Origin of the sequence: Geothrix sp. 21YS21S-4 (genome assembly GCF_030845995.1) — a bacterium.
Classification (GTDB): domain Bacteria; phylum Acidobacteriota; class Holophagae; order Holophagales; family Holophagaceae; genus Geothrix.
On the sequence record NZ_CP132719.1, the window covers coordinates 360,034 to 379,105 of the forward strand.

The 19,072-nt window shown below is 63.1% G+C and carries 17 protein-coding genes; 5 read left to right on the forward strand and 12 right to left on the reverse strand.

Annotation, left to right across the window (positions count from 1 at the left end; translation table 11 throughout):
- Positions 1-38: 38 nt before the first annotated feature.
- The 8 genes from RAH39_RS01770 to pnp form a co-directional block, all read right to left on the reverse strand.
- Positions 39-1,289 carry a glycosyltransferase family 4 protein gene (locus RAH39_RS01770; RefSeq protein ID WP_306592097.1) on the reverse strand — a complete coding sequence of 417 codons (1,251 nt, stop codon included), beginning with the start codon at positions 1,287-1,289 and terminating at the stop codon, positions 39-41.
- 21 nt (positions 1,290-1,310) lie between these two features.
- Positions 1,311-2,444, reverse strand: coding sequence for a non-hydrolyzing UDP-N-acetylglucosamine 2-epimerase (gene wecB / locus RAH39_RS01775; RefSeq protein ID WP_306591088.1), 1,134 nt, complete (start codon positions 2,442-2,444; stop codon positions 1,311-1,313).
- Positions 2,441-3,553, reverse strand: a complete 1,113-nt coding sequence (locus RAH39_RS01780) for a UDP-2-acetamido-2,6-beta-L-arabino-hexul-4-ose reductase (protein ID WP_306591089.1) — start codon at positions 3,551-3,553, stop codon at positions 2,441-2,443. Before RAH39_RS01780 ends, wecB begins: the two co-directional genes overlap by 4 nt.
- Positions 3,554-3,559: 6 nt before the next feature.
- Entirely contained in the window at positions 3,560-4,594 is a 1,035-nt protein-coding gene (locus RAH39_RS01785) for a polysaccharide biosynthesis protein (protein WP_306591090.1), read from the reverse strand.
- A gap of 54 nt (positions 4,595-4,648) precedes the next feature.
- Complete coding sequence (locus RAH39_RS01790; RefSeq protein WP_306591091.1) at positions 4,649-5,431, reverse strand: AglZ/HisF2 family acetamidino modification protein; 783 nt, start codon at positions 5,429-5,431, stop codon at positions 4,649-4,651.
- Between the two features lie 2 nt (positions 5,432-5,433).
- On the reverse strand, positions 5,434-6,048 hold the full coding sequence (gene hisH / locus RAH39_RS01795) for an imidazole glycerol phosphate synthase subunit HisH (RefSeq protein ID WP_306591092.1): 615 nt from the start codon (positions 6,046-6,048) through the stop codon (positions 5,434-5,436).
- Positions 6,045-7,199 carry an N-acetyl sugar amidotransferase gene (locus tag RAH39_RS01800; RefSeq protein ID WP_306591093.1) on the reverse strand — a complete coding sequence of 385 codons (1,155 nt, stop codon included), beginning with the start codon at positions 7,197-7,199 and terminating at the stop codon, positions 6,045-6,047. Before RAH39_RS01800 ends, hisH begins: the two co-directional genes overlap by 4 nt.
- Positions 7,200-7,264: 65 nt before the next feature.
- On the reverse strand, positions 7,265-9,445 hold the full coding sequence (gene pnp, locus RAH39_RS01805) for a polyribonucleotide nucleotidyltransferase (RefSeq protein ID WP_306591094.1): 2,181 nt from the start codon (positions 9,443-9,445) through the stop codon (positions 7,265-7,267).
- Positions 9,446-9,876: 431 nt separating this feature from the next.
- Here pnp and RAH39_RS01810 point away from each other — a divergent pair, with 431 nt between their 5' ends.
- The 5 genes from RAH39_RS01810 to RAH39_RS01830 all read left to right on the forward strand — a co-directional run bounded on the left by RAH39_RS01810 (position 9,877) and on the right by RAH39_RS01830 (position 15,363).
- Complete coding sequence (locus RAH39_RS01810; protein ID WP_306591095.1) at positions 9,877-10,869, forward strand: MraY family glycosyltransferase; 993 nt, start codon at positions 9,877-9,879, stop codon at positions 10,867-10,869.
- A gap of 216 nt (positions 10,870-11,085) precedes the next feature.
- Positions 11,086-13,758, forward strand: a complete 2,673-nt coding sequence (locus RAH39_RS01815) for an SLBB domain-containing protein (protein WP_306591096.1) — start codon at positions 11,086-11,088, stop codon at positions 13,756-13,758.
- A gap of 60 nt (positions 13,759-13,818) precedes the next feature.
- Positions 13,819-14,166 (forward strand): 6-carboxytetrahydropterin synthase QueD, encoded by a 348-nt coding sequence (gene queD, locus RAH39_RS01820; RefSeq protein WP_306591097.1) that lies wholly within the window; start codon positions 13,819-13,821, stop codon positions 14,164-14,166.
- On the forward strand, positions 14,166-14,669 hold the full coding sequence (locus RAH39_RS01825; protein WP_306591098.1) for a hypothetical protein: 504 nt from the start codon (positions 14,166-14,168) through the stop codon (positions 14,667-14,669). The genes queD and RAH39_RS01825 overlap by 1 nt, the downstream gene beginning before the upstream one ends.
- Before the next feature lie 13 nt (positions 14,670-14,682).
- Positions 14,683-15,363, forward strand: coding sequence for an HAD family hydrolase (locus RAH39_RS01830; RefSeq protein WP_306591099.1), 681 nt, complete (start codon positions 14,683-14,685; stop codon positions 15,361-15,363).
- A gap of 1 nt (position 15,364) precedes the next feature.
- Here the strand turns inward: RAH39_RS01830 and RAH39_RS01835 are convergent, their stop codons facing one another.
- From RAH39_RS01835 to panC, 4 genes are all read right to left on the reverse strand, one after another.
- Positions 15,365-16,891: an Rne/Rng family ribonuclease gene (locus tag RAH39_RS01835; protein ID WP_306591100.1), complete on the reverse strand. Its 1,527-nt coding sequence runs from the start codon at positions 16,889-16,891 to the stop codon at positions 15,365-15,367.
- Positions 16,892-17,081: 190 nt separating this feature from the next.
- Complete coding sequence (panD, locus tag RAH39_RS01840) at positions 17,082-17,480, reverse strand: aspartate 1-decarboxylase (RefSeq protein ID WP_306591101.1); 399 nt, start codon at positions 17,478-17,480, stop codon at positions 17,082-17,084.
- A gap of 95 nt (positions 17,481-17,575) precedes the next feature.
- On the reverse strand, positions 17,576-18,040 hold the full coding sequence (locus tag RAH39_RS01845) for a hypothetical protein (RefSeq protein ID WP_306591102.1): 465 nt from the start codon (positions 18,038-18,040) through the stop codon (positions 17,576-17,578).
- A gap of 106 nt (positions 18,041-18,146) precedes the next feature.
- Positions 18,147-19,037: a pantoate--beta-alanine ligase gene (gene panC, locus RAH39_RS01850; RefSeq protein ID WP_306591103.1), complete on the reverse strand. Its 891-nt coding sequence runs from the start codon at positions 19,035-19,037 to the stop codon at positions 18,147-18,149.
- Positions 19,038-19,072 lie beyond the last annotated feature (35 nt).

Sequence of the window (19,072 nt, forward strand, 5' to 3'; positions counted from 1 at the left end):
CCTATTTCTACGATTATTATAGATCCTTATTCTATTTCTTAGGGATGAGTCCTACCTCGCGACGGAATAACTACATTAGTAACAACAAGTTCTTCCGTCCAGGCTTCCAGGTCGGAGATCAGGCTTTCCCGATCAAAATGAGTAATGCAGTACTTACGCCCTTGTCGTCCCATTGAAGCGCGTACCTCTCGACGAAGATCGGCAAGGTTTCTTATGCATTGCGCGAGGGCGACTCCATCACCGGCCGGGCAAGCAAAACCGGCTCCGGAATCAAGAATAATTTGTGCCCCTTCTCCATCTAACATACCAATAAGTGGCAGACCGGTGGCTAAGTAAGTCTGTAACTTACCTGGAACCGTCAGACTGAAGATAGGTTCGCGGCGAAGAGTGACGAGAAGTGCCTGAGCTCCTCGCATAAAAGAGGGCACTCGCTCCAGAGGATGTCGACCGAGGAGAATTATCCTGCTCTGTAGCTTCCGTTCCTCGATTTGGGTCTTGAGAAAGCTCGCCGCTCGTCCGTCTCCAACGATAAGCCAGCGGATATCGCCATGTTCTTTTAGAATTTCAACCGCCTTCAATATCGTTGGAAAGTCCTGAGCCTCCCCGATATTTCCTGTGAACATTACATTGAACGTATTTTTAAATGGAACCATCTCCGGGGCTAGTGGCACATCTTCTAGGGGGATGTGAAAAATTGGCTCAGACCAGCTGGGGAAATAACGAACTTTCGAGATGTTCCCAGTATACCTGGCGATGTTTGGGAAGAAAGCCCTAGATTGGATAAGTATGCGATCGCAGTGCTGGTAAATGAATGATACTAGGTGACCCACCCATGCCAAAAGGTGTGGAGATTTCAGCACGCCGACGGCGGAGAGCGATTCTGGCCAGAGGTCCAGCACCCACATCAGCATCGGTGCCCGCTTCAGACGGCGGAACCAGATTGCGGGTAGAGCAGCGGTGATAGGGGAGGTCTGGAATACGAAGATCGCGTCGTAAGGCTGGCCGCGCAGGCGCCAGGTTCCGAACAACAGGCCGGAGAGGACGAAGCTGAGATAGTTGAGCGCCAAGCGAAGGTTGCCCTTGCCGCGTGGGAGGATTGGGACGCGCACAACTTTGGCCCTAGCGTATTCGTCGAAGTCGTCTGGAGAGGCTTTGAATGGGGGATAGATCTGACCCTCGGGGTAATTCGGGTACCCCGTGAGCACGGTCACCTGGTGGCCCCGGCTGACGAGATTCTCCACCAGGTCATTAATCCTGAAGGGCTCTGGCCAGAAATACTGAGTGACCACTAGGAGACGCAAAGCTGGCTCCTAGGTATATTTGCGCCACACTACCCGGTTCACGTAATCCGTGTAGCTGTGGAGGATGCGGACGACCTTGTGGGAAACATCGGGGATGCTGTAATCCGCAACGAGCCGGGGCCTGGGGGAATTCCCATCCACCCCACTCTGAAGGAGGGCTAGGCCCTGTCGGACGCGGTCCACCTCTAGGCCGACCATCATGACGGCAGCCTCTTCCATGCCTTCCGGCCGCTCGTGGGCTTCCCGAAGGTTGAGGGCGGAAAACCCCAGGATCGAAGATTCCTCCGTGATGGTTCCGCTATCGGAAAGCACAACTCTGGCCGACATTTGAAGTCGGACGTAGTCGTGGAATCCCAGCGGCTTGAGCAGGGACACTCGAGGGGAGAATGCGATGCCTTCGGCTTCGATGCGTTTCCGTGTCCTGGGATGAGTTGAGACAATCACGGGAAAGTCGAAATCGGTCGCCAGAGCGTTCAGAACCGCCACCAGCTTGGCGAAGGCGCGGGGCGACTCGATGTTCTCTTCCCGGTGGGCGCTCACCACGAAGTAGCGTCCGGCCTCCAGGCCGAGCCGTACGAGAGCGTCGGAGGCCTCGATGTGGGGGCGGTAGTGGTCGAGCACCTCGAACATCGGGCTGCCGGTCTTGATGACGAGGTCAGGGGGGAGGCCCTCCCGAAGCAGGTACTCGCGGGCGATGGAACTGTAGGTGAGATTCACATCGGCGGTGTGGTCCACGATCCGGCGATTGGTTTCCTCCGGGACGCGTTGATCGAAGCAGCGATTGCCAGCTTCCATATGGAAGATGGGGATCTGCCGGCGCTTGGCCGGGATGGCCGCCAGACAGCTGTTGGTATCGCCGAGGACCAGGAGGGCCTCCGGCCTGACCTCCGCAAGGACCTTGTCAACGGAGGTGATGATGTTTCCGATCGTTTCGGCTACGCCGCCGGTAGCGCTATTCAGGAAGTGATCCGGCCGGCGGATACCTAGATCTTCGAAGAAGACCTGGTTGAGTTCGTAGTCGTAGTTCTGGCCGGTGTGGATGAGGACATGGTCGCAATGCTCGTCGAGGCGAGCGAGAACGCGGGATAGCCGGATGATCTCGGGACGGGTGCCGACGACGGTGGCGACCTTGAGCTTCTTCACGGGATCACCTTCATGGGGATCGTGTCCGGCCTGGCCCGGTCGAACGCTTCGTTGGCCCAGAGCATCACGATGAGCTCGTCTTGGCCGATGTTGGCGATATTGTGCGTCCACCCGGGCACGGTCTCGACGATTCGGCCCTCCCCGCCCGGGACGGTCAGGGTGTGGATCTGTCCCGTGTCCATGTGGCGGAATTCGAATCGGGCGGTGCCCCGGACGACGAGGAATTTCTCGGTCTTGGTGTGGTGGTAGTGATCGCCGCGGGTGATGCCGGGGTGGGCCGTGAAATAGGAGAACTGGCCGCAGTCGTGAGTCTTGAGCATTTCCGCGAATTCGCCCCGGAGATCCACATGGCGGGGGACTTGGTAGTCAAAGTGTTCCGGAGGGAGGTGGCTGAGGTAGGTGGCGTAGAGAGCCCGAACGAGTCCAGAGCCGGCCTGGGGAGCCGCGAGAGAAATCCGATTCTTGGGGAAAGACCGAATGAGTCCGGCCACCTCGCCTACCGTGGTCTCGAAGACGGGACCGGCCTCAAGGAAACCTGAGGAGGGGGGGGGCGAGCTCAGAAGGCGCAGGAAGGCGTCGATGACATCATCGATGTAGACCAGCCTGAGCGGGGCCGAGGGGTCATGGATGGTGATCGGCAGGGCCCGCGCGACGTTATGGCAGAAGGTGGCCACCGCGGAGTTGTAGTTCGGCCGACTCCATTTCCCGAACACGTTGGCCAACCGAAACAGGTGGACCGAGGCCCCTGTAGTGCTGGCGTAGTCATGGAGCACCCCCTCCGCCTGACGCTTGCTCAAGCCGTAAGGGTTGTCCAGGGCCGCCTGGATAGAGGAGGAGAAGATCACGGGAATGGACCGCCCGGTGGCCGCAAGGGCTTCACACAACTGGCCGGTGAAGCCGGCGTTGCCCGTGGCGAATTCTGCCGGATCGGTCGGCCGGTTCACTCCGGCGAGGTGGAATACCACGTCCGCTTTGTGGACCGCCTCCTGGAGGGCTTCCTTGGAGGAATCCGCTTCGATCTCCAGGATGTCCCGATGGCCGACTTCACCCAGGCGGAGCATGAGGTTGCGACCGATGAAACCCTTCGATCCCGTGATGAGGATGATCATGGAGTCTCAGGCCTCCGCTACGGCCGGTTGACCGTTGGCGATGCGCCGCATGAATTCGAGCTTCAAAAGGAGTTCCTCCATGCCCGTCTGATCCAAGCGGCGCGTGTTGTGTGAGTTGTAGTCCTCACCGAGGGTGATGGACGTTTCGCCCTGCTCTACGAACTTGGCATAGTTGAGATCGCGGGCGTCCGGCGGAATGCGATAGTAGCCCCCGAGATCCTCCGCGGCCGCGAGTTCCTCCCGGGTGAGGAGCGATTCGTAGAGCTTTTCGCCGTGGCGGGTGCCGATCTCGCGAATCTGATGATCCCGCTGCTTCATCAGGGAGAGGATGGCCTGGGCCAAGACCTTGATGGTGGCAGCCGGTGCCTTCTGGACGAAAATGTCGCCGTTTCGGCCGTGGGTGAAGGCGTAGATCACCAATTCGACCGCGTCCTCCAGGGTCATCATGAAGCGGGTCATGGCTGAGTCGGTGATGGTGATGGGCGTTCCAGCTAGAACCTGCTCCACGAACAGTGGAATGACCGAACCCCGCGAGGCCATGACGTTTCCGTACCGGGTCCCGCAGATCACCGTTTCCGTCTGCTCCAGGTTGCGGGAAGTGGCCACCATGACCTTCTCAAGCATGGCTTTGGAGATGCCCATGGCATTGATCGGATAGACGGCCTTGTCGGTACTCAGGCACACGACGCGCTTCACACGCGCATCGATGGCGGCTTCCAGCACATTTTCGGTGCCCATCACATTTGTTCGGACGGCCTCCATGGGGTAGAACTCACAGGAGGGGACCTGTTTGAGGGCGGCGGCGTGGAAGCAGTAGTCCACCCCACGCATGGCCGACTTGACGCTCCTGGGATCTCTCACATCTCCAATGTAGAACTTTATTTTACTATTGTTGTATTTCTTCCGCATATCATCCTGCTTCTTCTCGTCCCGACTGAAGATGCGGATCTCGGCCAGATCGGAATCGAGAAACCGGCGAAGGACCGCGTTTCCGAAAGAGCCGGTTCCACCGGTGATCAAGAGTGTGCGGTTTTGAAACATGGAATGCCTCGTATGGTCCTGGGACGGGAATGAGGACTCGCCTAGCGGCACGGGTCAATGTGTAGGGAGGGCCTTCATGACAAGCTCGTCCTTGGCGGAAGGGTTCGGATAGTTGATCAAGACGGCACGATAGGGCCCTTTGAACACGAATAGGCTGCCGGCGGCGGCACCCACGATTCCACAAGCCTCTACGAGAAGGCGAATGTCATGGAGGGATCCAGCCCCGCCGAGAAGAGTGATGGGAACATGGACGGCTTGGCGGACGGTTCGTGCCAGATCGAGGTCATATCCCTTTCCGATCCCATCGCGGTCGATCGCATTGATGACGATTTCGCCAGCTCCGAGTGATTCGACTTCCTGGGCCACATCCACGAGGGATCGTCCCGTATTCCGCTGACCGTTGTGTGTCCAGATCTCATAGACGCCCCCCTTGGGTCCGGACCGGACGTCGAGTACCACCACGACACTCTGCGCTCCGATTTCGCTGGAGGCCTCACGGATGAGGGCCGGGCGTTCGATGGCGGCCGAACTGATGGCCACCTTTTCGACCCCGAGCCCGATGATTTTTCTCGCCTGGTCGGCCCTCTTGACCCCGCCGCCGTAGCAGAGAGGCATCCGACACTCGGCAGCCAGGTTGGCAATCAGTTTGAAATTAGGCTCGATTTGGTGGACCGTGGCGTCGATATCCAGGACCGCCAGCTCGTCCGTTTCCTTTTCGTTGAAGATTTTGACCGCGTTGATGGGATCGCCGACGTATCTCGGCGCCTTGAATTCAACTGTCTTGACTAGTCCACCTTGGTGGACGAGCAGACAAGGGATGATCCGGGGACGGAGCATCGTCAGAGTTCTCCGAAATTCTTGAGGAGCTGCTGTCCGTAATGATGGCTCTTCTCGGGATGGAATTGGACGCCGTAAATGTTGTCATGGTTGACGGCGCATGGGAAATCGAACCCGTATTCGGTGGTGGCTGCAATGTCTTTGGGGTGGTTGCACTCCATGAAGAAGGAATGGAGGAAGTAGAAGCGGGACCCCTCCTCCAATCCACGGAATAGCGGATTCCCGGCCATGGGGTAAACATCGTTCCATCCCATATGGGGAAGCGGGAGATGGTCGGGGCGGGGGACGGAACGAAAATTCCGAACCCTCCCCGTGATCCAGGAAAGCCCCGGAGTGACACCCTCCTCGCTGGATTTCGCCAACATTTGCATGCCCACGCAGATCCCAAGAACGGGGATCCCTCTGTTCGTCACCAGATCATGGAGGGAGGCTCGCATACCCGATCGATCCAGTCGCTCCATGGCATGATCGAAGGCTCCGACGCCCGGAAGGATGATGCGCTGGGATCCATCGAGATCCTTGGCTTCTCGGGCGAATCGAACTGCCATGTTGAGGCGCTTGTAGACATTGGCGAATGCTTGGATGTTCCCCAGGCCATAGTCGACGATGGTAATCATCGGATGATGGCCCGCTGGATGCCGACCGCCCGAAGGACCTGCGTCCCAAAATCGATCATAGCCATGCTGTTCTTGTAGTCTCGGTAGGTCTTATTGGGGCTATCCATGATCTGCTGGAGTTCCGCGACAGTGAGATCGAGCTTCGTCGCGATGTATTCGAAATCCTGGGCAATGGTTTCTTCGCTGTAGGCTGGTTCGGAAACCTTGCGCAACGCATTCTCGCGAGTCAGCTGTCCGGTGAGAATTAGGCTCGAGAAGTGCGCCCGTCGTTTGTCGTAGCCAAATTTGCGCGGGAGCCAGAATCCTTCATAGAACCGAGTGAACCTGGACTCATAGTGCTTATGGGCATATTTCTGCCATTCGAAGCGATCCACCAATTCCTGCATGGCCTCCTCCTTGTGGAAGGGGACGCAGTTCAACGGCTTGACGACCCGTACGCCTTTGACGAACCGAAAGTAGAGCTTGTACTTGAAGATGTCAGCCAGGGGGAAGGTCGTCAGCGGGCGCGTGCCATGGATGCGATGAATGTCGAGCAGTTGCCTGAGGTCCGAAGCGTGGTAGTGCCATTCTAGGGGCTCCCGGACGCACTCGGTGGAGTAATTGGCGCCGGTGAGGATGTACTTGAACCCGTGCTTGGCTGCGAAATTGTATAAGCCCGCGAAGAAGGCGTGGTCCTGCGGTGTATCAAGGTGAGGAACCTGTGCCTTGAAGAAAGCGAGCTGCAGGTCTTTCATCTCGAGCCAGTCGATAACCTCGGTGTGGAGATCCACTCCGAGCCCATCGACCAGTTTCTCGATGTTGTTGACAGCCTGCTGGGAGTTCCATCCTGCATCTACATGGAATAGCAGAGGCTTGAGCCCCATCTTCTCCTTGGCCAGGTAGGTGACGTAAGAGCTGTCCACACCCCCACTGATTCCAATGAGGCAATCATGATCCCGTCCGCGTCCATCCTTTCGGATCTGATCGGCGATGGCGGCCAGTTCCCGCGCACCCCGTTCGTCGGGATGCCAATTCGGAACAATGTTCTGGTGGTAGTTACTGCAGTAGTCGCACCACCCGCGGTCATCGAATCGTATGTTCGAGTCACTGGTGTCCATGATGCAGTTCGAACAGATCTGATAAGCACGCTTTGGATGGGTGGTGCGATCCACGGGTAACCTCGCCACTAAACACTGAACGTTGGTGGGTGCCTTCTTAACTCTCTAATCCCTGAGCCCTAGCGATCCCGCCGAGGCCGGGGACGCCGCTCGCGGCGGGCTTCCTCGCCGCCTTCGCTGACCGGCTCTTCTTCCGTTCCTTCGGGTTTGGGAATGAGCACCTTCCGGCTGAGCTTGATCTTGCCGTTCTTCTCGTCGATGCCGATGCACTTGACCATGACTTCCTGGCCTTCATTCAGTTCGTCGGCGGGGTCCTTGACGCGGTGGTGGGCGATCTCGCTGACGTGCAGGAGGCCGTCCAGGCCGGGGAGGATGGTGACGAAGGCACCGAACTCGACGACCTTGGCAACCTTGCCGAGGTAGGTCTTCCCGACTTCAGCGGTCTGGATGAGGTCGCCGATCATCTTGAGGGCGATGTTCAGCTTCTCCTGGGTCGGACCGGCGACCTGACAGAGGCCGTCATCGTCGATGTTCACTTCGCAGCCGCTCACTTCGATGATGTTGCGGATGGTGGCGCCGCCCTTGCCGATGACGTCGCGGATCTTCTCCTTGGGGAGCTGGATGCTGTGCATCTGGGGGGCGTTCTTGGCGTACTCGGCGCGCGGCATGGCGAGTACCTGGCCCATTTGCTCGAGCAGGTGCAGGCGGCCGGTCTTGGCCTGGTCGAGGGCCTTGGTCAGGATCTCGGTGGTGATGCCGCCGATCTTGATGTCCATCTGAAGGGCGGTGATGCCCTTGTCCGTACCGGCGACCTTGAAGTCCATGTCGCCGTAGTGGTCCTCCTGACCGGCGATGTCGGAGAGGACGACGAACTTGTCGCCGTCGCTGACGAGGCCCATGGCCACGCCGGCCACGGGGGCCTTGAGCTTGATGCCGGCGTCCATCAGGGCCAGGGTGCCGCCGCAGATGGTGGCCATGCTGGACGACCCGTTGCTCTCGGTGATGTCGGAGACCACGCGCACGGTGTAGGGATTCTCATCGGCGGAAGGGAGCACCGCGAACAGGCTGCGCTCGGCCAGCATCCCGTGCCCGATCTCGCGGCGGCCGGGCCCGCGGTTGGGCTTGCACTCGCCCACGCTGTAGCCGGGGAAGTTGTAGTGGAGGTAGAACTTCTTCTTGTACTCCTCTTCCAGCCCGTCGATGATCTGGACGTTGTTGATGGTGCCCAGGGTGGTGGTGACGAGGGCCTGGGTCTCGCCGCGGGTGAAGAGGCAGCTGCCGTGGGCGGAGGGAAGGACGCCGACCTCGATGTTGAGGGGGCGGATTTGGTCGAATTTGCGACCGTCCAGGCGCACGCCCTGCTTAAGGATGGCGTTGCGGAAGAGGGTCTCCTTGAGTTCGTCGAAGCAGGCGACCGTCTCCTTCTTCAGTTCGGGCTTGTCGGCGCAGAACTGGGCCACGGCTTCCTTCTTGAGGAGGTCGATGGCCTTGTAGCTCTCGATCTTCACCTTCATCGTGAGGGCCGCGAACAGCTTCTCGGCGAAGCCGGCGGCCACTTCGTTGTAGAGCGCGTCGTTGCGCTCGGCCTTGGCGGCGGCGACCTTGGGCTTGCCCACCTTGGCCTGCAGGTCCTTCTGGAGCTTCACGAGGGTCTTGATCTGGTCGTGGCCGAAGGCCAGGGCCTTCACCATGTCGGCTTCCAGCACTTCCTTGGCGCCGCACTCCACCATCACCAGGGCGTCGGCCGTGCCGGCCACCAGGAGATCGATGTCGCTTTCAGCACGCTGGTCCACCGTGGGGTTCACGATGAGCTGGCCGTTGACGCGGCCCACGCGGACGCCGCCCACGGGATTCACGAAGGGGATCTCGCTGATGATCAGGGCTGCGGAGGCGCCAACCATGGCCAGGGTCTCGGGGGCGTGCTGGCCGTCGTAGCTGAGCACCTGGGCGGTGATCATCGTGTCGCCGTTGTAGCCCTCTTCAAAGAGGGGGCGCAGCGGGCGGTCGATGAGGCGGGAGGTGAGAGTCTCCTTGGTGGTGGGGCGGCCCTCGCGCTTGAACCAGCCTCCGGGGATCTTGCCGGCGGCCAGAACGGGCTCGCGGTAGTCCACGGTGAGGGGGAAGAAGTCGATGCCTTCCCGGGGCGTGCCGTAGCAGACGGCGACGAGGACCATCGTGTCGCCCTGGCGGACGATCACGGCCCCATGGGCCTGCTTAGCGATGCGACCGGTCTCGAGGCTGATGGGCGTCCCGCCCAGATCCGCCGTGACGGTGGTGGGGTTGAACTTCAGTGCGTTCATGAAATCTCCTGGGCCCTGGGCCCCTTGGGTTCCCCTGAGTCCGGCTCGGCGGCCAGCTCTCCCGCGATCGCTCCATGAAACCCGTCCGCCGGTCGGGCCGGGGAAGTGGGCTTCCTGCAGAGGTCGCCGCCGAAGGGAACGGATGAATCGGCAGTTCTGAGCATACCAGGGGAGAATCGGTTTTCTTCTCCAGGAATACCTCGGAACGCGTGGCACAAACCGAAGGAGGATTGATCGATTTACGGCTTTTTCTCTTGGTCCTGTTTTGCCCATCTGGGACGATAAGACCTCATGCTCCTCTTCGGATGGATCGAGGTGGGAAGGTCGCTATCGAGGGTGCTGTGCCGATGTGGATCGAAGCCTTGGTGGGAATTGGGATTGGGGGAGGCCTTGCGCTGGGGCTGATCCGCTGGGTGGGGCCTCTCGGATGGATGGACCGTCCCGACGAGGCTCGCAAACATCACACCCGCCCCATTGCCCGGACGGGAGGCCTTGCCCTTTGGCTGCTGTTCGCGGGGGCCCAAATTACGGGACGGATGCCCTTCCACCTGAATGCAATTCAATGGATGGGTATTCACGCGATGGCACTGGTGGGATTGCTCGATGATCGCTTCAACCTGCGCCCTCGCTACAAGGCCTTGGCGGGCCTTGGGGTTTCGCTGCTGCTCGCAGCGGAGGTCGTGCGGACCTCTCCCCTGGCGGGAGGAACCATCTCCCTTTGCGGAATCAATCTGCCCAATCATCCCGCCATGATCTTTCCTCTCATGGCTCTGTGGTTCTGGGCGCTTCCCCAGGCCTATAACCTGATCGACGGTATCAATGGGCTGTCCATGGGCTTCGCGGCCCTACTGCTGGGCGTCATTGGCTGGAACCTCGGCGGACAATCCGCGCTTCTATGGGGCGGTCTGGCCGCGGTTTTCCTCCTGAACTTCCCCAAGGCCCGGCATTTCCTCGGGGATTGCGGGGCCCTCATGCTGGGGACTTTCTTTGCCGTCCTCGGGGTGAAAGCCTTCGCGTTGCGCGACCCCAACCTGCTGTTGTGGGTCTTCGCTTACCCCATCGTCGATGTGAGCCTGGTGGTGGGCATCCGCCGATGGAAGGGGCTGCCCCTTGCTGGCGCCGACCGGAGTCACCTCCATCACTGGATGATGGATCAGGTGGGCGGCCGTTCCTGGGTAGCGACTCCCATTCTCTTGGGTGTCGCGGTACTTCCCATGCTGCGGGCCTCTGGGATTCCCGGGGGAGACGCCGTCTCGGCGCTCGGACTGGCCTTCCTGCTCCTGTTGGCTTTCAAAGCGTTCAAGGATCGGGTGACGCGACTGGAAAAGGGGAAGGAATCTACACCTACCCGTGTGCGGCGCGCCATCCCCTTCATGGCCCCGGCGGGGGCCCGGGAGCCTTCGGGATCGCATTCCCAGCTGTAGTTCAATGAGGGAAAGGGCGTTGGGGCATACTGGAAGCCCGTGTCTTTCCGCCCATTGAAGAACGATTCCCTTCTTCCTGGCCCTTCCGACAGGACTGCCCTGATGCGCACGTACTTCCGATCCGTAATTCCCTTTCTGGCCGCTTCTGCCCTTTTGGCCCAACTCCCCCAGGGAGTGGACCTTCAGGCGTTGAAGCAGGCGGCTGCCAGTCAGGGAGTGGGAACGGCAGCTCCCGAATCGACTCCTACGCGCTCCGCGGTCAATCCCCTTTCGGGAGTCTCTCCGGAGGAGACGCTTCGCCAGCGCACGGAGGACGAGAAGCTGGACGAGGAAATTCGGGCGCTCAAGCGGCAGGAGAAGGGACCTCGCCGCTTCGCCGCGGACCTGTTCCTGATGCGCCAGCGGGGCTCCGCCGCCACCGAAGGGGGCGTTGCGGAGGACTATGTTCTGGGCACGGGCGATCGATTGAACTTGAACGTCTTCGGGAGCGCCACCTTCGATCTTCCCGTGCAAGTGGATGGGCGGGGAGAGATCGTCATTCCCAAGGTGGGGAGCGCAAAAGTCGGGGGGCTGACCCTGGGCAAGGCCAAGACGGTGGTACAGGGACTGGTGAACCGCAATTTTTCTCGCTCTACGGTGGATCTGCAGGTGGTCAAGCTCCGGGAAGTGCGCGTGTTCGTGCTGGGCGAAGTCTACAAGCCCGGCAGCTACCTCGTGTCCAGCCTCAGCTCCCTCGTGAACATTCTTAGCCTCGCAGGGGGCCCCACGGCGACCGGAAGCTATCGGGACATTCGTGTGATGCGAGGCGGACAGCGGGTGTTCAGTCTGGATCTCTACCCGCTACGGGCGGAAGGGTTGGGCAATCCCAATATCGCTCTCCAGAACGGCGACACCCTCTTCGTTCCCCTCGCCCAGAACCAGGTGCTTCTGGAAGGCGCTTTCCAGCGGGTGGCCCTCCAGCCCCAAAAACCAGCCAAACGGGGAGAGCAGCGGGAAACGGAAGACTCGGTAACGGATCCTCTGAAGAGTCAGCGGGAGCGGATCCAGCGGGAAATCAAGGCCATCGAAGAGCAGCTGACGCCCCAGCGGACAATGAGTGAGTCGGTGCCCGAGGAACGTGCGCTCCGAGCGGATGGGCGTGAGGCCGTTCCGGTAGCGGCGGTTCAACCTCCAGTGCCTCTCACGCTCACGGAGCGGGCCGCATTGGAAGATCGTCTTTTCGTGCTCAAGCGGCAGCTTGCCACGCTGCAGGAACCCCCCATCGGGGACTATCGCCTGCGGATCAATCCCGAGACCAACGAGCCCGTCTTCTCGCTCGAGGGAGAGGAAGCCGCTCCCGATTGGCTTCGTCGGTGGGAGCGGACCGGGGTCGCTCCCCGTATGCAGTTCGATCTCCGTGAGGGTGAGACGGCGGCGGATCTCCTCCGTTTCGCGGGTGGCTTCGCGCCTGAGGCGGGCCCAGGCACGTTGACGTTGCGGCGGCGGGAGGCCTCCGGCGCCCTCAGCGGGCGGGACGTGGCTTTGGCTTCGGCGGCGCGGACGGCCCTGCAGCGGGGGGACGTGCTTTCGGCCCTGCCCGAGCGGGATCGGCAGGGCGCCCTGGTCCAGATCGCTGGGTGGGTCCGGGTTCCCGGGATGTTCGCCCGCACGGAAGGGCTGAGGATAGGCGATCTGCTCCGCCGCGATTCCCAGGTCCTGCCCGACACCTATCGCCTGCGAGGCGAGGTGGTACGGACGGGCGTGGATGGGGTCACCCGCTTCCTTTCCTTCGACCTGGACAAGGCCTTGGCGGGAGATTCGACCCACAACCTCCTCCTGGAGGACCGGGACCGGATTGAATTGTTCCGGATGGAAGCGCTCCGTCTTCCCCGGACAGTCACCGTGATGGGTCCGGTGGCGCGGCCTGGCACCTATGCCTTCCACGAGGGCATGCGGGCCTCGGATCTCCTGTTCCGGGCCGGCGTTCCCGCCAAGTCCTCGGACCGCCTCGTGGCGGAATTGGCCCGGACCCGGGAGGGCCGCCCCAGCGAGGTCATCCGCCTGGACCTGACGAAACTGCTGTTCACGGAAGCCGCTAGTCCCGTCGCGCTGCTGGATGACGCGGTCAACCCCCGGGTCCAGGAGGACGATCAGCTGAGTGTCTTCGAGAAGCCCGACTACAAGCCCCACCGCACGGTGCGGATCTCGGGCCAGGTCCTGCGGCCCGGCTCCTACGCCCTCGATTCCGCCAAGCCCTCCCTCAGCGCACTCATCCAGCGGGCCGGCGGGTTGACCGCGGAAGCGATGCCCCACGCCGGGATCTTCCTCCGCCGTCTGAGCACCCAGGACGCCTCCCTCCAGCGGGCGGCGGAGGAATCCGGGCTGGCCGGGAAGGATCCCACCGCCAAGGGCGTCAACGAGATCCTGGAGCGCCTGAACGAGACCAAGCGCCAGCCCACCACGGGTCAGCTCCTGAAGAACCCGCTCCTCCACGGGCTGCTGGCGGGCAACCTGAACCGGATGGTGGTGGACTTCGGCGGTGCGCTCAAGGGCGACGCGCAGGCTGACGTGGAACTCCAGGATGGGGACGAGATCATCATTCCCCGGGCGACGGAGGCGGCGTACGTCGTCGGCGAGGCCGCGAGTCCCTTCGCCACCTACAAGGTTCGGAAGGGGATGAAGGTCTCCGACCTGATCAAGCTGGCCGGCGGGACGACCCGCAACGCCGACACCTCGAACATCCGTCTCCTGAAGGCCGACGGCCGCATCCTCGACAGCTGGGTGGGCAGCAAGGACGTGGATCCCGGGGACACCGTCCTCGTGCCCCAGCGCTTCCGCCGCGACGTGAGCTGGCAGGAGAACCTGCAGGCGCTGACGCCCCTGGCGCTGATCCTGAACGCCATCAAATAGCCGACGGAAAGCGTAGAATGAAGGGCCCCGCTTCCGCGGGGCCTTTTCTTCGTGAGTGCCATGATCCTGCGCAAAGAGTACTGGTTCGAAGCCGCCCATTTCATCTACAACCATCCGGGCAAGTGCCGGAACCTGCATGGCCACAGCTACAAGCTGTTCGTGTCGCTGGAAGGGGCGGTGAACCCGGAGACGGGGATGATCATCGACTTCGACGATCTGTCTAAAGTGGTGGTGGAGAAGGTGATCTCCAAGCTGGACCATCGCTTCCTCAACGACTTGATCCCCCTCTCCACCGCGGAAAACATCTCCGTCTGGATCTGGGAGCAGCTGAAACCGGCACTGCCCCAGCTCTGCCAGATCGAGGTCTTCGAAACCACCGACAACTGCGTGATCTATCGGGGCATCTGATGGGACGACTCGTGGCGGTACCGGCGACGCTGCTGCTCCTGGGAGGGTGCGGGACGCTCAATCCGGCCCTGCGCTACGAGGAAGCCGCCCGCCAGTTGCGCTTTTCCCTTGATCGAGTCGAGCCCCGGGTGGAGCTGGCGTTCCCCCTGGAGCGCTCGCGGATCCGCGTCCTGGTGGACGTGGGCGTGGACAATCCCTCGGCCCAGCGGATCCGGACCCGTCGCGTGGCGGGGGAGCTCCGCCTTCGGGCCCGCGGGACGGACTACGCCATCGGGTCGGTGGGTTTTCCCGAAGGGGTGGAGGTGGCGGCCAGCGGCCGCAGCACCCTGTGGGCCGAGATCGATCTGGGCTACGCGGATCTGCGCAGCGCCTGGGAACCCCTTTCCGGCGCGATTCTCCGGGGCGAGGCGGCGGAATGGAGCTTGGCCGGCGACGCGCGCCTGGAGGTATGGGGTGTGGAGTTCGGCGTTCCGTTCCGGACGCGGAAAGAGAGCGGCCGATGAGGGGTGGGCCTCGATGATCCGCGCCGTCGTCTTCGACCTGTGGAACACCCTGGTCTTCAGTCCCGACGGCAGCCCTTTCCAGCGGTTGAAGGCCCTATTGAAGCCGGACCAGTCCCCCTTCTATCCGGCGCTGGTGCGAGATGGGATGATTCGGGCCCACGCCTCCGTGGAGGCCTTCCTGGAACCGTGGCGGGAACGCGCGGGGTTGGACGATGCCCAGGTGGAAGCCATGGCCCAGGCCTTCCGGCAGGCCGGAGAGCGGGCCGAGTGCTTTCCCGGGGCGCCGGAGGCGGTGGGCGCGGTGCGGGACCTGGCGCGGGTGGCGCTGCTGTCCAACACCCAGAGCTTCGGCCTGGAGTTGCTGGACCGGCTGGGGATCTCCGAGCGCATCCGGATCCGCCACACCAGCGCCACGCTGGGCGCGCTCAAGCCGGAAGCCGCCGCGTTCGAGGCGGTCCAGCGGCACATGGGCCTGTTTCCGGGCAACCTCGCGATGGTGGGGGACAGCTGGACGGACGACGTGGAAGGGGCCCTCGCCGCCGGATGGACCGCCATCTGGGTGAACCGGGAAGCTCGGCCGCGGCCCGCCCACGATCCGGACGCGCCCCTCTACGAGCTCCGGTCCCTGGATCGCCTCCCTGAACTCATCGAAGGGCTCCAGGCCGGAATGCGCTGTCCGACCTGCTTGGGATAGGTCAGGCGCTGGCGGAGGCGGAGTCCGGGAGCTGGAGGTCCATGACCACCGCGTGCCGCGGGGTGTCGGCGCGTTCGATCCACTGGACGCGGGCCCCCAGCAGGCGGGCAAGCTGCATCAGCCCTTCTCGGGCTTCCTGGTGGAGGGAGCCGGCGAGGTCAGGGTGGAGCGTCAGGCGGACGTCGGCGCCCCGCAGGCGGTCGCCCAGGCGGACCAGCTCGCGGTAGGCCTTCAGAAGCGAGGTCTCGGGGCTCTGGAGGCGGCCGGTGCCGGCGCAGGTGGGGCAGGGGGTGGTGAGCAGCCGCTCCAGCGAGGGGCCCGTGCGCTTCCGGGTGAGCTCCACCAGGCCGAATTCGGAGATCCCGCCGGCCCGGGCGTGGTTGCGGTCGCGCTTCAGCTCCTCCTGGAGCCGCGCCAGGACTTCCTCCCGGTGGAGGGGATCCACCATGTCGATGAAGTCGATGACGACGATCCCCCCGAGGTTCCTCAACCGGAGCTGGCGCACGATCTCCGGAATGGCCTCGAGGTTGGTCAGGTAGACAGTCTCCTCCAGGTCCTTCTTCCCCACGAACTTGCCGGTGTTCACGTCGACGCTGACGAGGGCCTCGGTCTGGTTGAGGACGATGGAGCCGCCGTGCTTGAGGAAGACCTTGGGCTGGCGGGCGGATTCGATCTCGGCCTCGATCCCGAAGGCCTCGAAGATGGGCAGGTCCGACGTGAACCGCTTCACCCGCGGCGCCCAGTCGGGATGGAGCTTCTCGACGAAGGCCAGGACATCGCGATGGGCGTCGGCGTCGTCCACCCAGAAGGTGGAGACCTCCTCCCGGAAGATGTCGCGCATGACCTTCTGGAGCAGGCGCAGGTCCTGCCACACGAGGCCCGGGGCGGGGACGAGGTCGGCCTTGGCCTGGATTTCCTGCCACATCTGGCGGAGGAAGGCCACGTCGCCCACCAGGTCCTCGTCCTTCTCCCCGATGGCGGCGGTACGGACGATGAACCCCTCGCCCGGTTGGGCGTGGCTGCGGATCAGCTCCCGGAGGCGCTCCCGCTCCTCGGGATCGGTGATCTTGCGGGAGATGCCGATGTGGTCGATGCCCGGCATGAAGACCAGGAAGCGGCCGGGGAAGCTGAGGTGGCGGGAAAGGCGGGGGCCCTTGGACCCGATGGGATCCTTCACCACCTGGACCAGGGTCTCCTCGCCCTCCTTCAGGGGAGGAAGGGGCGGTGGCGGGGGCGGCAGGTCCTCGGCGGGCTCCTCGCCCTCCTCCTCGGAGGACAGCTCGGCGCCCAGGCGCTGGGTCATGGGGTCGTCCAAGTAGAGGAACCCGTCCTTGGGGCCCCCGATCCCGACGAAGGCGCTCTGCATGCCCGGCAGCAACTTGGCCACCCGGCCCTTGTAGACATCCCCCACCTGGCTCTTGTTCATCGTCCGCTCGAGGAACAGCTCGCAGAGCTGGCCGTTCTCAAGCAGGGCAATGCGCGTCTCCAGCGGGGTCGCGTTGACCACCAGGGACTTGCGGACTTCCATGGAACCAACCTTTCAGAACCGTGCGGAAGGTCGCCATGCCCTTGCCGCGGGCCCCGGGGTCGTGCCAGACCGCAGGGTGAGTCCTTTCTACCATGACCCTTGGATGCCGCACCGGGGGCGGAAGGTTCCGGGGCCGAAAGGATCCCTTTTCCTGCCGCCAGGAAGGATGCCCTTGACGGTACGGAAACGCTCAGTCCGTGAAAGCCGCTGCGCAGAGGGGGGTGCGCTCCTGCCGGCGGCGCTCGGTGATCCGGTTCCGGTCGTCCACGAAGACCACCTTGGGGGCGAGGGCCTCGGCCTCCTCGGCGGTCATCCAGCCGTAGGCCGCGATGATCACCAGGTCGCCCTTGCGGACCAGGTGGGCGGCCGCGCCGTTGATGCCGACCTCCCCCGATCCGGGGGTGCCGGGAATGACGTAGGTGGACAGGCGCGACCCGTTGGTCACGTCGTAGATGTCCACTTTCTCGTTCTCCATGAAGCCCGCGGCTTCGATGAGAAGGGGATCCAGGGTGATGGATCCCACGTAGTCCAGGTCCGCGCGGGTGACGGTGGCGCGGTGGATCTTTCCGAGCAGGAAGTGGCGCAGCATGCATCCTCCGGTCCAGGCTCCAAAGGGGGAGTCCCGGCCAACGGATAAGGATGGACCCAGGGCTACCCTGGGTCCATCCTCGATTTTTTGCGGCTTCAATCGAACAGGACCACGTGTAAATTGAGGCCCACAGGCGGGGGTATTGGCGGGGGAGCCACCGGCAACGCGAAGGCGCCCTCCACATCCAGGCGCGCGCGGCGGTCCCGGACCTCCCTCAGGACCCACCGGTTGCCGAGGAAGACGTACATCCGGGAAGGATCCCCGGGTACCAGCGCCACATACCGGCGCTCGCCGGGGCGCCAGTAGCCCTCCATCCACGCGGGGGGGCGGTAGTGGTGGGGAGAGACTTCATAGCGGTGGCGCTCGTAGTGGCGGGCATCCCGACCGTGCTCCTGCCAGTAGCGGCGTTCGGCCTGATCGCGATCGCGCCAGAAGGTCTTGTCCTCGCGGCGATCCTCCCGCCGGTCCCCGCGATGATCGGGGCCCGGCTGGGCGGAAGCGGAAAGGGTGCACAGGGCAAGGGCCGTGATGAGACCGGCCTTCAGCAGTCCTTGGGGCATGGAACCTCCAGAAACGGCCCGAAGCGGATCCGCCGGGGCCGTTCCAATGTAAGGTTCGAGGCTAAATCCGCCTCATGCGAAAGGCCTATGATGGGATAAAAGCGGCCTAAACCCGTTGGGGGCTGAGGCTCACGTTCAGGCCCGTTTCCACCGCCGAGGGAGCAAGGACGACGTTGTCGATCAGACGCGTTCCGCCCACGAAGACCGCGGCGCACAGCGCGGCGGTGCGGTCGACGGCGCCGGCGAGGGGTTCCAGCGCCTGGGCATCGACCAGCTCGAGGTACTGGATCGAATCCACGTCCGCGAGGCTCCTGCGGGCGATCTCGACCAGCTTCGCGGCCTGGCGCTCCCCGGCGTCGAAGGCGGCCTTGGCGGCCAGGAGGCCGTGGCTCAGTCCCTGGGCCCGCTTGCGGGCATCCTCGTCCAGGTAGGTGTTCCGGCTGCTGAGGGCCACGCCGTCCGTTTCGCGGATGGTGGGCACGACCACCACGTCCACCGGCAGGTTCAGGTCCCGCACCATCCGGCGGATGACCACGGTCTGTTGGAAGTCCTTCTGGCCGAAGAAGGCCACGTCGGGCTGGACGATGTTGAACAGCTTCGCCACGACGGTGGCCACGCCGCGGAAGTGGCCGGGTCGGAACTGCCCGCAGAGAGGCTCCGCCAAGCGGCCGGGTTCCACGTGGGTCTGGAAGCCGGTGGGGTAGATCTCCGCGACTTCGGGGAGGAACAACACGGTCGTGCCCGTCTCCAGGCACAGGTTCTGGTCCCGCTCCAGGTCTCGGGGGTAGCTGGCGAGATCCTCGCCGGGGCCGAACTGGTTGGGGTTCACGAAGATGGAAACCACGGTGGCATCGCAGCGCGCGGCGCTCTGGCGGATCAGGGCCCCATGGCCGTCGTGCAGGAACCCCATGGTGGGGACGAAGCCGATCCGCTTCCCCTCGTCCCGCAGGGGGCGAAGAAGGGCACGGAGATCGGCGATGGTTCGGACAACTCGCATGGACAAAAGCGGAATCCTTCAGAAGCGCCTGTCAG

Excerpts from the sequence above, each read along its gene's own strand:
- panC (WP_306591103.1), bottom strand. The coding sequence starts at position 19,037 with ATGCGAGTTGTCCGAACCATCGCCGATCTCCGTGCCCTTCTTCGCCCC.
- pnp (WP_306591094.1), bottom strand. The coding sequence starts at position 9,445 with ATGAACGCACTGAAGTTCAACCCCACCACCGTCACGGCGGATCTGGGC.
- queD (WP_306591097.1), top strand. The coding sequence starts at position 13,819 with ATGATCCTGCGCAAAGAGTACTGGTTCGAAGCCGCCCATTTCATCTAC.
- RAH39_RS01835 (WP_306591100.1), bottom strand. The coding sequence starts at position 16,891 with ATGGAAGTCCGCAAGTCCCTGGTGGTCAACGCGACCCCGCTGGAGACG.
- RAH39_RS01845 (WP_306591102.1), bottom strand. The coding sequence starts at position 18,040 with ATGCCCCAAGGACTGCTGAAGGCCGGTCTCATCACGGCCCTTGCCCTG.
- RAH39_RS01785 (WP_306591090.1), bottom strand. The coding sequence starts at position 4,594 with ATGTTTCAAAACCGCACACTCTTGATCACCGGTGGAACCGGCTCTTTC.
- panD (WP_306591101.1), bottom strand. The coding sequence starts at position 17,480 with ATGCTGCGCCACTTCCTGCTCGGAAAGATCCACCGCGCCACCGTCACC.
- RAH39_RS01780 (WP_306591089.1), bottom strand. The coding sequence starts at position 3,553 with ATGATCATCCTCATCACGGGATCGAAGGGTTTCATCGGTCGCAACCTC.
- hisH (WP_306591092.1), bottom strand. The coding sequence starts at position 6,048 with ATGATTACCATCGTCGACTATGGCCTGGGGAACATCCAAGCATTCGCC.
- RAH39_RS01810 (WP_306591095.1), top strand. The coding sequence starts at position 9,877 with ATGGACCGTCCCGACGAGGCTCGCAAACATCACACCCGCCCCATTGCC.
- RAH39_RS01790 (WP_306591091.1), bottom strand. The coding sequence starts at position 5,431 with ATGCTCCGTCCCCGGATCATCCCTTGTCTGCTCGTCCACCAAGGTGGA.
- RAH39_RS01825 (WP_306591098.1), top strand. The coding sequence starts at position 14,166 with ATGGGACGACTCGTGGCGGTACCGGCGACGCTGCTGCTCCTGGGAGGG.
- RAH39_RS01830 (WP_306591099.1), top strand. The coding sequence starts at position 14,683 with ATGATCCGCGCCGTCGTCTTCGACCTGTGGAACACCCTGGTCTTCAGT.